The organism is Mesorhizobium sp. M0030, assembly GCF_040323695.1.
In the GTDB taxonomy this organism is placed as follows: domain Bacteria; phylum Pseudomonadota; class Alphaproteobacteria; order Rhizobiales; family Rhizobiaceae; genus Mesorhizobium.
Genome location: NZ_JAMYVE010000002.1, coordinates 76,562 through 91,491 on the forward strand (window position 1 = coordinate 76,562; position 14,930 = coordinate 91,491).

11 protein-coding genes are annotated in these 14,930 nt (G+C 63.7%); 4 read left to right on the forward strand and 7 right to left on the reverse strand.

The window, feature by feature from the left end; all coding sequences use genetic code 11:
• Nucleotides 1–70 precede the first annotated feature (70 nt).
• Together NKJ80_RS04185 and pepN are read right to left on the reverse strand one after the other, a co-directional pair.
• Nucleotides 71–2,392, reverse strand: coding sequence for a PAS domain-containing sensor histidine kinase (locus NKJ80_RS04185; RefSeq protein ID WP_352497128.1), 2,322 nt, complete (start codon nucleotides 2,390–2,392; stop codon nucleotides 71–73).
• 310 nt (nucleotides 2,393–2,702) lie between these two features.
• Nucleotides 2,703–5,342, reverse strand: coding sequence for an aminopeptidase N (gene pepN, locus NKJ80_RS04190; RefSeq protein ID WP_352497129.1), 2,640 nt, complete (start codon nucleotides 5,340–5,342; stop codon nucleotides 2,703–2,705).
• Nucleotides 5,343–5,379: 37 nt separating this feature from the next.
• Here pepN and NKJ80_RS04195 point away from each other — a divergent pair, with 37 nt between their 5' ends.
• Together NKJ80_RS04195 and NKJ80_RS04200 are read left to right on the forward strand one after the other, a co-directional pair.
• The gene (locus tag NKJ80_RS04195) at nucleotides 5,380–5,592 is read left to right on the forward strand and encodes a hypothetical protein (protein WP_155922471.1); all 213 of its coding nucleotides are present in this window, start codon (nucleotides 5,380–5,382) and stop codon (nucleotides 5,590–5,592) included.
• 170 nt (nucleotides 5,593–5,762) lie between these two features.
• On the forward strand, nucleotides 5,763–6,665 hold the full coding sequence (locus NKJ80_RS04200; RefSeq protein WP_352497340.1) for a DMT family transporter: 903 nt from the start codon (nucleotides 5,763–5,765) through the stop codon (nucleotides 6,663–6,665).
• Between the two features lie 19 nt (nucleotides 6,666–6,684).
• Here the strand turns inward: NKJ80_RS04200 and NKJ80_RS04205 are convergent, their stop codons facing one another.
• The 3 genes from NKJ80_RS04205 to NKJ80_RS04215 form a co-directional block, all read right to left on the reverse strand.
• A complete protein-coding gene (locus tag NKJ80_RS04205) occupies nucleotides 6,685–7,497 on the reverse strand; it encodes a helix-turn-helix domain-containing protein (RefSeq protein ID WP_352497130.1) in 813 nt (270 codons plus the stop codon).
• A gap of 224 nt (nucleotides 7,498–7,721) precedes the next feature.
• On the reverse strand, nucleotides 7,722–8,600 hold the full coding sequence (locus NKJ80_RS04210; RefSeq protein ID WP_352497131.1) for a uracil-DNA glycosylase: 879 nt from the start codon (nucleotides 8,598–8,600) through the stop codon (nucleotides 7,722–7,724).
• A gap of 141 nt (nucleotides 8,601–8,741) precedes the next feature.
• Nucleotides 8,742–9,296: a hypothetical protein gene (locus NKJ80_RS04215; RefSeq protein WP_023698594.1), complete on the reverse strand. Its 555-nt coding sequence runs from the start codon at nucleotides 9,294–9,296 to the stop codon at nucleotides 8,742–8,744.
• A gap of 302 nt (nucleotides 9,297–9,598) precedes the next feature.
• Between NKJ80_RS04215 and NKJ80_RS04220 the strand changes: the two genes are divergently transcribed.
• A complete protein-coding gene (locus NKJ80_RS04220; protein WP_352497132.1) occupies nucleotides 9,599–11,278 on the forward strand; it encodes an electron transfer flavoprotein-ubiquinone oxidoreductase in 1,680 nt (559 codons plus the stop codon).
• Nucleotides 11,279–11,421: 143 nt separating this feature from the next.
• Complete coding sequence (locus NKJ80_RS04225; protein WP_023826787.1) at nucleotides 11,422–12,021, forward strand: DUF922 domain-containing protein; 600 nt, start codon at nucleotides 11,422–11,424, stop codon at nucleotides 12,019–12,021.
• Between the two features lie 25 nt (nucleotides 12,022–12,046).
• Here NKJ80_RS04225 and NKJ80_RS04230 read toward each other — a convergent pair whose 3' ends face one another.
• Both NKJ80_RS04230 and NKJ80_RS04235 read right to left on the reverse strand, forming a co-directional pair.
• Nucleotides 12,047–13,060, reverse strand: a complete 1,014-nt coding sequence (locus NKJ80_RS04230) for an endonuclease/exonuclease/phosphatase family protein (RefSeq protein WP_488505400.1) — start codon at nucleotides 13,058–13,060, stop codon at nucleotides 12,047–12,049.
• A gap of 140 nt (nucleotides 13,061–13,200) precedes the next feature.
• Nucleotides 13,201–14,661, reverse strand: a complete 1,461-nt coding sequence (locus tag NKJ80_RS04235) for an AMP nucleosidase (RefSeq protein ID WP_023731828.1) — start codon at nucleotides 14,659–14,661, stop codon at nucleotides 13,201–13,203.
• Nucleotides 14,662–14,930: the final 269 nt, after the last annotated feature.

Below are 14,930 nucleotides of genomic sequence, written 5' to 3' on the forward strand. Positions count from 1 at the left end.
AGTCCTTGCATGACCGCGCCTACTCAGTCCTTGAACGCAGCGGAGAGCACCGCTTCGCATTGGCGGGCCGTCAGGCCGCCGCCTTCACCGCCGGTTGCGCCTTCTTCACCGGGATGCGCACCGACACGATCGTGCCGACGCCTTCGGTCGAGCGGATTTTCAGCGCTCCTCCTTGCAACTCGGCCAGCGAGCGCGAGATGGCAAGGCCGAGGCCGGAACCGGCGTGGTTCTTCGAAAACTGGTTCTGCACCTGTTCGAAGGGGCGGCCAAGCTTGCTCAGTGCCTCCTTCGGAATGCCGCAGCCATTGTCCTCGATGGTCAGCACCAGCGCGCCTGACGTGTTGCGGGCGCGCACCGAGATATGGCCGCCCTGGCCGGTGAACTTCACCGCATTCGACAGCAGATTGATGGCGATCTGCTTGATCGCCCGGCGGTCGGCGAACAGCGTCATCGTATCGGCGATGCGGGTTTCGACCGTGATCGATTTCTCCGCCGCCTGCAGCGAGATCACCCGCACCGTCTCGCGGATCAGCGGGCAGAGATCGATTTCCTCGCGGTCCATCGAGAATTGGCCGGCCTCGATCTTCGACATGTCGAGTATGTCGTTGATGACGCCCAGCAGATATTTGCCGCTGCCGTTGATGTCGTTGGCATATTCCTCGTAACGCGGCGAACCCAACGGCCCGAACAGGCCCTGTTCCATCAGTTCGGAGAACCCGATGATGGCGTTGAGCGGCGTGCGCAGTTCATGCGACATGTTGGCCAGGAACTCGGACTTGGCCCGGTTGGCGGCCTCGGCGCGCTCGGTTTCCTTCATGTATTCGCGGTTGAGTTCGACCAGTTCCTTGGCGCGTTCCTCCTCGGCACGGCGGGCAAGGCTGAGGTCGTGGATGGTCGCCATCAGCCGGCGCTCGCTGTCGACCAGCTTTTCCTGGTGCAGCTTGATCTGGGTGATGTCGGAGCCGACGGAGACCGTGCCGCCGTCCCGGGTCCTCAGTTCGTTGACCTGCAGCCAGCGTCCGTCGGAAAGCTGCCGCTCGAAGGTCGCGCCGCCTTGTGGCCCGTTGGTGTTGGCCAGCCGCCGTTCCGAGGCGAAGGCCAGCATGCGCTCTTCAAGCACGGCGCGCGCAGCGCCCGGCATGACGTCGCGGTCCGACAGGCCGTTGTCCTTCTGGTATTTGGAATTGCACATGATCAGGCGCTGGGCGGCATCCCACAGCACGAAGGATTCGTTGATGTTTTCGATCGCGGTCCGCAGGCGCAGGTCGGCCGCCTCCGAGCGCAGCGCCAGATGCCGCTGCTCGGTGACGTCGACGGCAATGCCGATCAGCTGGATCTCAGGCGCTTCCGGGTCGATCACCTGGGCCCTGGCGCGCATCCACACCCACTGGCCGTCGGCGTGACGCATCCGGAACACCTGGTCGATATGGTGGATCTCGCGCTCGACGATTTTGTTGGCCAGCTCGAACAGGTCGCCGTCCTCGGGGTGGATGATGTCGTCGACCTCGCCGAACGACAGCATCGAGTTGCAGGGCTCGTAGCCCAGCATGTCGTACATCGAGCGCGACCAGTACATCTTGCCGCGCACCATGTCCCAGTCCCACAGGCCGCAGCGACCGCGAACCAGCGCCATGTCGATGCGCTGATGGGCTTCGAGATAGATGCGGTCGGCTGTCTGGGCGCGCGATGCCTGGCCGAAATAGGCGTAGAGGATGATGATCAGCACGCCGGCTGTCAGCACAAACAGCGTGACGTTGAGCGAGACGGTCTTGCGCCAGTTGTCGAACGCCGCTTCCTGCGGCACCAGCACGGCGGCGGCGTTCTTGCGGTCCCGGGTCAGGCTCACCGCCGCGTACCAGTCCTGGCCGCCGATGCTGACATCCATGACCCCGGCGCGGTCGCCGAACATGAACAGCGGCTGGCCGTCCAGCACCAGGCTGTCCAGCGATCGCCCTTGCCAGCCGGTCGACAGCGGCGACACGGCAATGATCTTGAAGGCGCTGTCGGTGATCACAAGCACATGGCTTCTGCCCATGGCGCCCTGGCGGCTCGTGCTTTCCAGAAGATCAATTGCACCGCTGGATGCCGCGGTCGGGTCGGCCGAGATTGCGTTCGCCATCTGGCCGGCGGCGAGACCTAGCACCGCCTTGCCGTCGCGCTCGGCCTCGTCGCGCTCGTTCATCAGCGACAGCACGCGCAGTGCGGCGATGACGATCAGGAAGATGATGATGAGAGCCGGTATCGAACGGCGCAGAAGGGGTTCGGCAGCCAGGAGCCGCCGGTAGGCTGGTTCAGCGATGAGCCGCGTATTGCCGGCGAGGCCGTCGCCTCGCGCCTTGCGCCGCTCAAAAGCCGTCCCTTCGGGCGCGCCCCACGCGTCCGCCTTGGCCATAAATGGCACTCCCCGAATTTCCGTACGCTTGACGATCCGGCAACACCGCACATCCGAATCGTCTGTAAAGAATCAAAGGTGATTCGCCTTGTCCAGAGGCGCGGCCGAAAAACATTAAAAATTGATTGAAATAACGCTGAAATCCCTCCCCTTGAGGGGAGGGTGGCCCGAAGGGCCGGGTGGGGTCCTCGGCGAAGCGCTCGACTCTCTCAATCACGGTCGAAGTTGGTCGAGGTCGCGCACTGCCGCAACGACCCCACCCGTCCATCCGCCTTCGGCGGCTGTCCACCGTCCCCTCAAGGGGGAGGGATCAGGCCAGCGTTCGCTCCACAATGTCCCGCAAATCCGCCGACAGGTTCTCGGCACCGGCGATGGCCAGCAGCGCTTCCCTGGCCTTGGCTTGCCTGCCCGGCTCCAGCGAGCGCCACGAGCGCAGCGCTGTCGCCAGCCTGGCCGCCACTTGCGGATTGCGTTTTTCAACCTCGAGTACGGTCTGGGTAAAAAACCGGTAGCCTTCGCCATCGGCGCGGTGGAAGCCGGTCTGGTTGGCGCTGGCGAATGTGCCGACCAGCGAGCGCACCCGGTTCGGATTGGCCATCGAGAAAGCTGCGTGACCAGTCAGCTCGCGTACCGTGTCGACTGTCCGGCGTCCCGGCACGCTGGCCTGGATCTGGAACCATTTGTCCATGACCAGCGGATCGGCGCCATAACGCGCCTCGAAATCGGCCAGCGCCTTGATCGCCTCCGGCGAACCGTCATGGCGGTGCGCAAGGACGGTCAGCGCTGCGGCGCGGTCGGTCATGTTGGTCGCGGTTTCGAAATGCCGGGCGGCGAGCGCAGCACCTTTCGGCAGCAGCGAGAGGTAGTCGAGCAGGATGTTGCGCAGCGCGCGGCGTCCCGCACTTGCCGCGTCGGGGCTGAACGGCCCGTCGTCGGCGAGGCGGCCGTATAGGTCGGTGAACGTTTGCTGATTGGCGCGCGCGATTGCCAGCGCCAACGCCTCGCGAGCGGCAAAGATAGCGTCGGGATCGATGTTCGTGCCGATGTCGCGGGCAATGTCGGCCTCGCCCGGAAGTGACAGCGCAAGCGCCCGGTAGGCAGGTTCCAGGGTCTCGTCGCCGGCGATCTTGCCGGCAAGTCCGGTCAGCCTGGCGGTGAAAGCCGGCTTCGCGCCGCCGAGGATCTGGCGGAAGGCCGCTATCAGCGCATCGGTGAGCAGCGTGTTGAACGCCTGCCAGCGCGCGAAGGCATCGCTGTCATGGCCGGCGAGGAAGAACTGGTCGTCGGCCTTCTGCTCGACCGAAAGCGTGATCGGCGCCGAAAAGCCGCGATTGAGCGACACCGCCGGCCGCTCGGCGACGCCTGAGAAGCGCACCATATGTCGGCGCTTGCGGATATGGATGACACCGTCTTCGACGGTGGCGCCTTCGACGCCCCCATAGGCGACCGGTTCGCCGCCGGCGCCGACCAAGCCGAAGGCGAGCGGAATGTGCATCAGGCGCTTGCGGCTCTCCGACGGTGTCGGCGGCACCGACTGCTCGATCTCGAGGGTAAACTCGCGCGTCGCCGGATTGTGCGTCGAACTGACGGTCAGGTTCGGGGTGCCCGCCTGGTGATACCAGAGCGCGAACTGAGACAGGTCGCGCCCGGAGGCGTCCTCGAACACCTTCAGGAAGTCCTCGATCGTCGCGGCCTCGCCATCATGGCGCTCGAAATAGAGGTCCATGCCGGCGCGGAAAGCCTCGGCCCCGAGGATAGTGCGGATCATGCGCACGACTTCCGAGCCTTTTTCGTAGACCGTCGCCGTGTAGAAATTGTTGATCTCGCGGTAGCGGCGCGGCCGCACCGGATGCGCCAGCGGTCCCTGGTCCTCGGGGAACTGGTGCGCCCTCAGCGTGCGCACTTCGGCGATGCGCTTGACCGCGCGCGAGCGCTGGTCGGCGGAGAATTCATGGTCGCGAAAGACCGTCAGCCCTTCCTTGAGGCAGAGCTGGAACCAGTCGCGGCAGGTGATCCTGTTGCCGGTCCAGTTGTGGAAATACTCATGCGCGATGATCGCCTCGATATTGGCGAAATCGGCATCGGTGGCGGTTTCCCGGTCGGCCAGCACATACTTGTCGTTGAAGATATTGAGGCCCTTGTTCTCCATGGCCCCCATGTTGAAGTCGGAAACGGCGACGATGTTGAAGACGTCGAGGTCGTATTCGCGGCCGAAGGCCTGCTCGTCCCATTGCATCGAGCGCTTCAGCGCATCCATGGCGTAGCCGGCAAGCCCCTCCTTGCCTGGCTCGACATAGATGCCGAGTTCGACCTCGCGCCCGGACATGGTGACGAAACTGTCCGCAACCTTGCCGAGATTGCCGGCCACGAGCGCAAACAGATAGGACGGCTTGGGGAAGGGGTCGTCCCAGACTGCAAAGTGCCAGCCGTCGGCAAGCGCGCCGCTTTCGACCGGATTGCCGTTGGAAAGCAACAGCGGCGCTTCGTCCAGCCTCGCCTCGATACGCACGGTATAGACCGACAGGATGTCGGGGCGGTCGAGGAAATAGGTGATGCGGCGAAAGCCCTCGGCCTCGCATTGCGTGCAATAGACATTGCTGGAGCGGTAGAGGCCCATCAGCGCCTCATTGCTGGCCGGCGCGATCTCGGTCTCGAGCAGCAGCTGGAAACGGGGCGGCGGCCTCAAAATGGTCAGCTGGTCCGGCGTGGCGAGATACTCGGCCGGGGCAAGCTCGCGACCGTCGATGGCAATGCGCTTGAGCACCAGGCCGTCGCCGTCCAGCACCAGCGACGTCGAGGCGGCGGCGCCATCGCGGCGTTCGATCGTCAGCACTGCGGTGACACGCGTTGCGTCTGGCGAAAGGCGGAAGGTGAGGCCGGTTTGCGGGATGGAAAAGTCGTTGGGGCGGTAGTCTTCGAGCTTGAAGACCTGGCCGGTATCGGTTCGCATTCCCTTGGGTTTCCCTGTCGCTATCGGAGCCGCTGACGTGTCCTGGCCCATTAAATCTAAAGTTGCGCGCTCTTTACACGAAACGGTCACTCGACAAAACTGCGCCAATGCCTATTTCGGGGCGTTCCCCTTCCGCCATTATCGTGAGGCCTTGATGACCGTCGTCACATCGAAGTTCGGCATGGGCGCCTGTGTACCGCGTCGTTCGACGCGCATCTCAGCGGAGATCCGGGAAGCAACAAAACAGTGAAAGCCGGGCCTGGAGACGAAGCGGGCGGGAAACTGTCCGATCATCCCGGCGCGCATCGGCCCAAAAATCGATGTCGATTTTTGGAAAGCACGATGCGCAGATTTAAAGTGTCAGAGCGTCCTTTGCGCGTCGAAGACGACGCGCGGCGCTCTAATGTTCTCACCGGGATCATGCTCAAGGTCATGTCGGTGGCGGTCTTTGTCGGCATGCAAACCTGCATCAAGGCCGCCGGCACTTTGCCGGCCGGCCAGATCGTCTTCTTCCGCTCCTTCTTCGCCATCTTCCCGATCATCGTCTTCCTGGCCTTCAAGAGAAAACTCGGTACGGCGTTCGCCACCAAACGCCCGCTGAACCACATTGCGCGCGGTGTCGTCGGCGTTTGCGCCATGGGGCTCGGCTTCTTCGCGCTGACCCGGCTGCCGCTGCCGGAAGCGATCACGCTGAACTATGCCCAGCCTTTGCTGGTGGTGGTGTTCTCCTCGCTATTCCTCGGCGAAGCCATTCGCGTCTATCGCTGGAGCGCGGTTGCGGTCGGTCTGGTCGGCGTGCTGATCATCTCCTGGCCGGAGCTGACGCTGCTCACGTCGGGCGTCGCGCTCGGCGACCAAGAGGTGCTGGGCGTCATCGCTGCTCTTGTTTCTGCAGCAATCTCCGCCAATGCCATCCTGCTCGTGCGCAATCTTGTCCAGACTGAACGAACAGCGACCATCGTGTTGTGGTTCTCGGCGACGGCGAGTGTCATGGCGCTGCTTACGCTGCCCTTCGGCTGGCAGGCGCTGACGCCGCTGCAGGCCGGTCTGCTGGTCGCAGCAGGGTTCTGTGGCGGGCTGGCGCAGATTTTGATGACGGCGGCGTACCGCCATGCCGAAGCTTCGGTGGTGGCGCCGTTCGAATACACCTCGATGATCCTCGGCGTGGTCGTCGGCTATTTCGCCTTTGGCGATATCGCCACCATCAACACGCTCGTCGGCGGTGTGATCGTCGTTGCCGCCGGCATCTTCATCATCTGGCGCGAGCGCCAACTCGGCCTGGAACGCACCCGAACGCGCAAGGCAGCGCCACCACAGGGGTGAGGAGGTCCGCGGGGTTGGCTCAGTTAGCTTCCGCACGTTCCTTCGCCAGCCGCACCAGCACCGCTCGCGTCTGCTCGTCGGCCGGGAAGAAAGACTCGATCGCCAGTTCCGACAGCGTCACGTCAAGCGGCGTGCCGAAGACGGTGATGGTGCTGATGAAGGACAGCACCTGGTCGCCACGCGCCAGCCGCAGCGGATGGACGATGCCGTTGGGCTCGACCGGCACCGGCCGCGCGCCCTTGAGCCCGGAGGGATAGGTTCGCAATTCGCGCTCCAGCTCGACCAGGACGGGATCGCCGGCGGCATCGTTCTGGTGTTTCAGCCGCTCCAGCAGATGCGCCCGCCATTCCGCGAGATTGACGATGCGCGGTGCGATGCCGTTCGGGTGCAGGCTGAGGCGCAGCACATTGACCGGCGGCTGGAGCAGCGACGGCTCGGCAACATCGGCCAGAAACGGGCCGATGGCGGCATTGGCGGAAATCAGGTTCCAGTGCCGGTCGACGGCGAGGGCGGGGAACGGCTCATGCCCTTTGAGCACGCTCTCGACTGCGGCAAGCGCCGGCGCCAGCGTCGTATCTGTGAGTGGCCGCTCGCTGAAGCTCGGGGCAAAGCCGGCAGCCAGCAACAGCTGATTACGCTGCCGCAGCGGAATCTCAAGCTGCTCGGCCAGATGCAGCACCATCTCGCGCGAGGGCGCGGCGCGGCCGCTTTCGACGAAGGAGAGATGACGCTGGGAAATCTCAGCCTCCATTGCGAGATCAAGCTGGCTCATGCGCCGGCGCGTGCGCCATTCGCGGATCAGGCTGCCGGCGGAGGTTTGGGCTGTTGTCATGGGGGATGAGTAGGCCGGGGAGAGGCGTATTTCAATTACCTGGGAGGTCATTGGCGCGGTTCTCCCTTCTCCCCCTGTGGGAGAAGGTGGCCGAGCGAAGCTCGGTCGGATGAGGGGTGTTCCAGGGAACGCCAACGTCTCACTCCGCTGGAACACCCCTCATCCGTCTCGGCGCTGCGCGCCGATCCACCTTCCCCCACAAGGGTGGAAGGAAGAGGCGCGCTTCACCCCACCTCCCGCAACTTCGCCTTCACCTCGAGAAAATCCCGCCAGGCCAGCTTCTTGTGCGCAGGGGTCCGCAAGAGATAGGCCGGATGCAGCGTCGGCATCGCCGGAATGGCGACACCGGAAGCCGTGGTGTGGACGCGCCAATTGCCGCGCAGGCGCAGGATGCCCTCGGTCGTGTTGAGCAAGGTTTTGGCTGATGGGCCACCGAGATTGACCAGCACCTTCGGATTGACCAGCTCGATCTGCCGCTCGACGAACGGACGGCAGATCTCGGTCTCGTGCGGCGTCGGCGTTCGGTTGCCGGGTGGCCGCCAGGGAATGACGTTGGCGATATAGACCGAAGTCCGGTCAAGCCCGATCGCAGCCAGCATGCGGTCGAGCAGCCGGCCCGAGCGGCCGACGAAGGGCAGGCCCTCAATATCCTCGTCGCGGCCGGGCGCCTCGCCGACCAACATCACCAAACCTTCCGGATTGCCGTCGGCAAAGACCAGGTTCTTGGCGGTGAATTTGAGGTTGCAGCCATCGAACGACGCCATGTGCTGGCGCAGTTCGTCGAGCGTCGAGGCACTTGCCGCCATTTGCCGGGCCAGGGCCGCCTGTGCCTCGTCGGGCACCGTCGCCATGGCCGGAACGGAACGCGCCGGCGCGTCCGGCACCCGGCTTGCGTCCAGCCCGGGGCTGGCGGCGGCTTGTTCCGGAAACTTGTTTTCGCGAGGCGGCGCGGCAGGCGCCGTTGTGCGCTCGGGGCGCTTCGGTGCTGCCCCGGCAAACCGGTTCACCGGCGCGTCCTCCAACGCTTCGTCGACACCGGCAGAGGCGTAGAAGGCGAGCAACTCGGCCAGGTCGGATCGGTTGTTGGGGGAGGCGGCAGTCATGCCGGGCACATTCGTCCGCCGAGAGACGATTTGCAAGGTTGGGCGGTTAGTAATCTCCCCCTTAAGGAGGGAGATTACGCGCTCGTCGGCTTTCGCCAATCACGAAGGGCATTTCGTGGCGATTTTCACGGCGTCTGCCGCTTACCCCGTCGGTATCCGCGGATCCTGCACCAGATAGAACGTCCAGCGCGGCGTGTAGTCGGTGATCAGAAACTCGAAGCGTCCCCTCTTCAGCGGGTCGATCTGTCCACTCTTGAACAAGAGCCGGTCATAGGGTTCGAAATCGCGGTCGAAATCGGCGTACGCGCTCGACAGGATGTTGTCGGGCGTCTTGTTGCGCTGGTCGAAGGACAGGCCGTCGCCGAACACGCTCGGCTGGTTGAGTATCTCCTGCAGCTCGAACTGGAATTCGACCCAGGCCTGGCCGCTGTTGTTGAGCACCTCGATACGCATGTACAGGATGCCGTTGGCGAATTCGCCGTTGGTGCTGAACGGCTGGATCGGTTTGGTGGTGCGGATGGTGAGCGTCACCGGCGTCGACGAATTCAGCTCCTCGGAGATGACCAACGGATCTTCCTTGGTGCCGGTGCCCGAGGCGCCGGTGATGTGGAAACCGCCAAGCTCGTCGGAAAAGGAATAGGCGCCGGTCGCCCACACCTTCACCGGCTCGGCCTGAGCGCGAACCGGCGTAAGCATTGAAAGGGCGAGAAGGATCGCTCGGCACGTCCGGCCGGGCGGAAGGGGGAAGCGCGTCAATGAATAGCCGGACGGCGTGCGCATGGAAATAAGTATGGCCGATAAGAGAGCCGTCGAACAATTAAAATATGGGACGCTGAGCGCGGCCGCGCGCAAAACGCTTGCGGCAGAGTTGTCATCCGCGACTTTTTGTCGAAATCGGCATTGTCACGTCAGCGCCGGTTTCCTGTCGCGGATTGATGCGCTATGCAGCGCAGGAGCCAGCAAAATGCCGGAAACGGTTGGCCAGTGCGGAGGGGTTGATGAGCGAGATCGAACGCGAGAGCATGGAATTCGACGTGGTCATCGTCGGGGCCGGCCCGGCGGGCCTTGCCGCAGCGATCCGTCTCAAGCAGGTCAATCCCGAGCTTTCCGTCGTGGTGTTGGAAAAGGGCGGCGAGGTTGGTGCACACATTCTGTCAGGCGCCGTCGTCGATCCAATAGGCATCGACCGCCTGTTGCCGGGCTGGCGCGAGGAAGATGGCCATCCCTTCAAGACGCCGGTTACGGCCGACGATTTCCTGGTGCTCGGCCCCGCCGGCTCGTTCCGTCTGCCCAATATACTGATGCCGCCGCTGATGAACAATCACGGCAACTACATCGTCTCGCTCGGCAATGTCTGCCGCTGGCTGGCAACCAAGGCTGAAGCGCTAGGCGTCGAAATCTATCCGGGCTTTGCTGCCGTCAGCCTCGTCTACAACGATGCCGGCGCCGTCACGGGCGTCGTCACCGGCGACATGGGCGTCGAAAAAGACGGCACACATGGCCCGGGCTTTGCGCCGGGCATGGCGCTGATGGGCAAATACGTGCTGATCGGCGAGGGCGCGCGCGGTTCGCTGTCCAAGCAGCTGATCGCAAAATACAAACTGTCCGACGGGCGTGAGCCCGGCAAATACGGCATCGGCCTCAAGGAGCTGTGGCAGGTCAAGCCCGAGAACCACCGGCCGGGCCTGGTGCAGCACTCCTTCGGCTGGCCGCTCGACCTGAAGACAGGCGGCGGCTCCTTCCTCTACCACCTCGAGGATAACCAGGTCGCGGTCGGCTTCGTCCTGCATCTCAACTACAAGAACCCCTGGCTGTCGCCCTTCGAGGAATTCCAACGGTTCAAGACGCATCCGGCGATATCGCGCACCTTCGAGGGCGCCAAGCGCATCGGCTATGGCGCGCGCGCCATTACCGAAGGCGGCTGGCAGTCGGTGCCGAAACTCTCCTTCCCCGGCGGCGCGCTGATGGGGTGTGCGGCGGGCTTCGTCAACGTGCCGCGCATCAAGGGTTCGCACAATGCGGTGCTGTCCGGCATGCTGGCGGCCGAGCATGTCGCGCAAGCGATCGGCTCCGGCCGCGCCAATGACGAACTGTCGTCTTATGAGGACGCCTGGCGCGCGACCGATATCGGCAAGGATTTGAAGAAGGTCCGCAACGTCAAGCCGCTCTGGTCGCGCTTCGGCACCATTATCGGCGTCGGCCTCGGTGGTCTCGACATGTGGCTGAACACGCTGTTCGGCTTCTCGCCCTTCGGCACGCTGAAACATGGCAAGGCCGATTATGCCACGCTTGAGCCCGCGGCCAAGCACAAGAAGATCGCCTATCCCAAAGCGGACGGCGTGCTGACCTTCGACCGCCTGTCCTCGGTGTTCCTGTCCAACACCAATCACGAGGAAAACGAGCCGGTGCATCTCATCGTCGGCGACATGGAGTTGCAGAAGCGTTCCGAGCATGATGTCTTTGCCGGGCCTTCGACCCGCTATTGCCCGGCCGGTGTTTACGAATGGGTCGACAAGGACGGCAACGCCGCCGCCGATCCGTCTGCCAAGGATGTGCGCTTCGTCATCAACGCGCAGAACTGCGTGCACTGCAAGACCTGCGACATCAAGGATCCCAACCAGAACATCAACTGGGTGCCGCCACAAGGCGGCGAAGGCCCGGTCTATCAGGGCATGTGAGCCCCACCGACCGGGGCCGTCTCGACCAGCAAAAATGGCGGCGATGGCCGGGTTTACCAAGGCATGTAAGGCGCTCGGCGCCAAAGATTGTTGAAACCGTCGTCTGCTTGTGGTCTCATTGCCGCGTCCATGGGGAAAATGGCATGCGCGTGTTGGTCTTGTTTTGCGTCGCCGTCGTAAGCGCGGCCTGCGGCGTCGTCGGGACGGCGTCGGCGGGGGTGAAAACCGTCGTCAAGACGCGAACCTATGACATCACCGGCACGACAGGTGCCGGTCTGGTTATCGCCATGAACCGCAGGGGCCCCAAGCACGGTTTCATGACCCACGCCATCGCGCAGACAAGCTACACCGCCGACTGGAGCCTGGACGTGGGTCAGGTCAACGGCGTCTGCCGCCTGCGCCAGGCCAATGGAACGCTCAACATCGCCTACACCTACCCGCGCGTCGCCTCGGCCGTCACGCCGGCGCTGCGCAAACGCTGGAACCGGTTTTTCACAGGCGTTCTCGCTCATGAAGGAACCCATGGCCGTATCGCCGGGCAGATGATGCAGGCTGCCGAGCGGTCGGTTCGCGGCCTGAAATTTGCCAACGATCCGCAATGCAACAAAACGCGCGTCGAAGCCACGCGGCGCTTGCAAGCCACTTCCAAGCTCTATGAGGCAAAACAGATCGCGTTCGACGCGCGCGAGCACAGTGAAGGCGGCCATGTCGAGCGCATCATCGAGGCCTTGGTAGGCTTGTGAAACCGTAAGCCCCGTGGCGTACGATCTAGCCGCCCATGCTGGGCTGGATCAGCGACACAGTCGCGGTAGAATCCTCGTCGACCGGCTTGGTCTCGTCGCGCATCAATGAAAATTCCACCATCACCGGCAGATGGTCGGAGCCGGTCTCTTCCATCTGCGTCGACGACAGGATGGTCACCCCGCCCTTCGAAAACACCTGGTCGATCGGCAGGCCCGCATAGCGCCGCAGGAAATCGGGCAGGGTCCGGTGGATCCAGGTCGGTCCGGCCGACGGCATCACGGTCAGTCCGCCGAGCGAGGCAACGCGCCGTACCGCGGCGCTCCACGGCACGGCATTGCAGTCGCCGGCCATGATCGCCGTCTCGCCGAGCGAGGTGAGCGTCTCGGTCAACTCGCCGATCTGCCAGTATTGTTCCTTCGGCCACGGCCAGCTCAAATGGATCGCCGCGACATCGACCGGAGTGCCGCCGAAATCGACGGTGGCGGCCGCCATCGCGCCGCGCGGTTCGCAATGCGGCTCGGTGCCGGCCGCAAAAGGTCGCCGGGACAAAAGCGCCACGCCCCACACGCCGTCGGGATGGGCGCACAGGATGCGATAGGGATAGGCGTTCTCGATATAGCCGAGTTCGGTCGCCCACATGGCCGATACTTCGTCGAGCGTGATCACGTCCGGGTTGGTCCTGGCGATCAGCGAAAGAACCTTCTTGGGTGTCGGATTGTTGAAACGCAGGTTCATCTGCAGCAGCCGGTAGACCGGTTCGTTGCCGGGCGCGGCGTCATTGGCGGCCTGCACCGGCCACAGGCGCGGCAAGGTGCTCAACGTGCTGGCGAAGGCGGCCACGGCCAGCAGCAGGCCCACGCCCGCCTGCAGGCGAAACGAGGTGGCGAGCAGCGGCAGCGCAATCAGCCCCATCAGCACGGCAAAATGGATGCGGAAATGGGCGAAGGAATCGAAGGCCGGATGCAGTGCGCCAAAGAACCCGGCTACAAGCGCGGCCGAGAGGCCGAGCATTGCCAGGAACGCCATTGAAGCCATCATCTTTCGCACGCGTGCCATCAGACCGGGTTTTGCCCATAGACCGGGTAATACATTGCCGAGGTATCAGGCCTTTATCGGCTGAAATGCGGCCCAATCAAGATGACGAAACGCCTCGCGGCAAACATTTATGGCAAGCCGGTCTACTGAAAGGCCGTCTCCGAAAAGCTTCTCAGCTTGCGCGAATGCAACCGTTCCATCGGCATTTCCGCCAGCTTCTCCATCGCCTTGATGCCGATGGTCAGATGCTGCGCCACTTGCCGCTTGTAGAATTCGGTCGCCATGCCGGGCAGCTTCAACTCGCCATGCAGCGGCTTGTCGGAGACGCAAAGCAGCGTGCCGTAGGGCACGCGGAAGCGGAAGCCATTGGCGGCGATCGTGGCCGATTCCATATCGAGCGCGATGGCGCGCGACTGCGACAGCCGCTGCACCGGTCCGCGCTGGTCGCGCAGTTCCCAGTTGCGGTTGTCGATGGTGGCGACGGTGCCGGTGCGCATGATGCGCTTGAGATCGTAGCCGGAAAGTCCGGTGACTTCGGCGACCGCCTCCTGCAGCGCCACCTGGATCTCGGCCAGCGGCGGTATCGGCACCCACACCGGCAGGTCATCGTCCAGCACATGGTCTTCCCGGACATAGGCATGCGCCAGCACATAGTCGCCCAGCGCCTGAGTGTTGCGCAGGCCGGCGCAATGGCCGAGCATCAGCCATGCATGTGGCCGCAGCACCGCGACATGGTCGGTGATCGTCTTGGCGTTGGACGGGCCGACGCCGATGTTGACCATGGTGATGCCGCCATGGTTCGGCTTCTTCAGATGATAGGCTGGCATCTGAGGCAGGCGCGGCGCCGCCACGCCTTCGCTGGGCGCGTTTTGCCCTGCCTTGGTGATGACATTGCCCGGTTCGACGAATTCGGTATAGCCGTGGCCGCCTTCAGCCATCTGGGCCCGCGCTCGGGCGACGAACTCGTCGATGTAGAACTGGTAGTTGGTGAACAGCACGAAGTTCTGGAAATGCTGCGGGCTGGTCGCCGTGTAGTGCGTCATGCGGTGCAGCGAATAGTCGATGCGCTGCGCCGTGAACGGCGCCAGCGGCCTTGGTTCGCCGAACGCGACCTCGAAGGTGCCGTTGGCGATCTGGTCGTCGGTGCCGTCGAGATCCGGCACGTCGAACAGGTCGCGGATCGGCCGTTTGATGCGGTCGGCGGCGGCGCCATCGACATGGGTTCCTTCAAGGAACGCGAAATGCAGCGGGATCGGCGTGGTCGATTCCGAAACCGTTACCGGCACGCCGTGATTGCGCATGATCAGGCGAAGCTGCTCTACGAGATAGCGTTCGAACAGCACCGGCTGGGTGATGGTGGTCGAGAAATGCCCGGGGGTCGGCATGTGGCCGTAGGCCTGGCGCGAGTCGATCTGGGTGAACGAATTGGTGGTGACGCCGATCTCCGGGTAGAAGGCGCGGTAGCGCTTGCTTTCGTCGCCGCCGGCGGCAAGCGTGGCAAAGGAGTCGCGCAGAAACTTGGTGTTGCGGTCGTAGAGCACCTGCAAGGCGGCCACGGCCTTTTTGGCGTCGTCGAAGCTCTGCTTGCCGAAAGGCTCCGGCATGACGACCGATTCGATAGCTTGTGGGTAGATTCGCTTTTCCATGGCTCAATATAGAGACTTGAGGCCGCACTTGGGAGGGGAGGGTGGCCGCCAAGTGGTCGATTTATTCGTCCACGCCCAAGGTGTGCTGAGATTCAGGTAAGGCTGAGCCGGAGTCGAGGACGGGCGCGAAGCGACCAAACTGGTTGGCTTCGAGAACCGGAGCGGAGCGTACTCGAAGCATGTGAGCACCAAGGCCGCCACTTGCAGGCCGGCATCACCTTAATACC

Bases quoted from the DNA above. Each gene is read 5' to 3' on its own strand.
- NKJ80_RS04185 (WP_352497128.1), bottom strand. From the start codon at position 2,392: ATGGCCAAGGCGGACGCGTGGGGCGCGCCCGAAGGGACGGCTTTTGAG.
- pepN (WP_352497129.1), bottom strand. From the start codon at position 5,342: ATGCGAACCGATACCGGCCAGGTCTTCAAGCTCGAAGACTACCGCCCC.
- NKJ80_RS04200 (WP_352497340.1), top strand. From the start codon at position 5,763: ATGCTCAAGGTCATGTCGGTGGCGGTCTTTGTCGGCATGCAAACCTGC.
- NKJ80_RS04205 (WP_352497130.1), bottom strand. From the start codon at position 7,497: ATGACAACAGCCCAAACCTCCGCCGGCAGCCTGATCCGCGAATGGCGC.
- NKJ80_RS04210 (WP_352497131.1), bottom strand. From the start codon at position 8,600: ATGACTGCCGCCTCCCCCAACAACCGATCCGACCTGGCCGAGTTGCTC.
- NKJ80_RS04215 (WP_023698594.1), bottom strand. From the start codon at position 9,296: ATGCTTACGCCGGTTCGCGCTCAGGCCGAGCCGGTGAAGGTGTGGGCG.
- NKJ80_RS04220 (WP_352497132.1), top strand. From the start codon at position 9,599: ATGAGCGAGATCGAACGCGAGAGCATGGAATTCGACGTGGTCATCGTC.
- NKJ80_RS04225 (WP_023826787.1), top strand. From the start codon at position 11,422: ATGCGCGTGTTGGTCTTGTTTTGCGTCGCCGTCGTAAGCGCGGCCTGC.
- NKJ80_RS04230 (WP_488505400.1), bottom strand. From the start codon at position 13,060: ATGATGGCTTCAATGGCGTTCCTGGCAATGCTCGGCCTCTCGGCCGCG.
- NKJ80_RS04235 (WP_023731828.1), bottom strand. From the start codon at position 14,661: ATGCCGGAGCCTTTCGGCAAGCAGAGCTTCGACGACGCCAAAAAGGCC.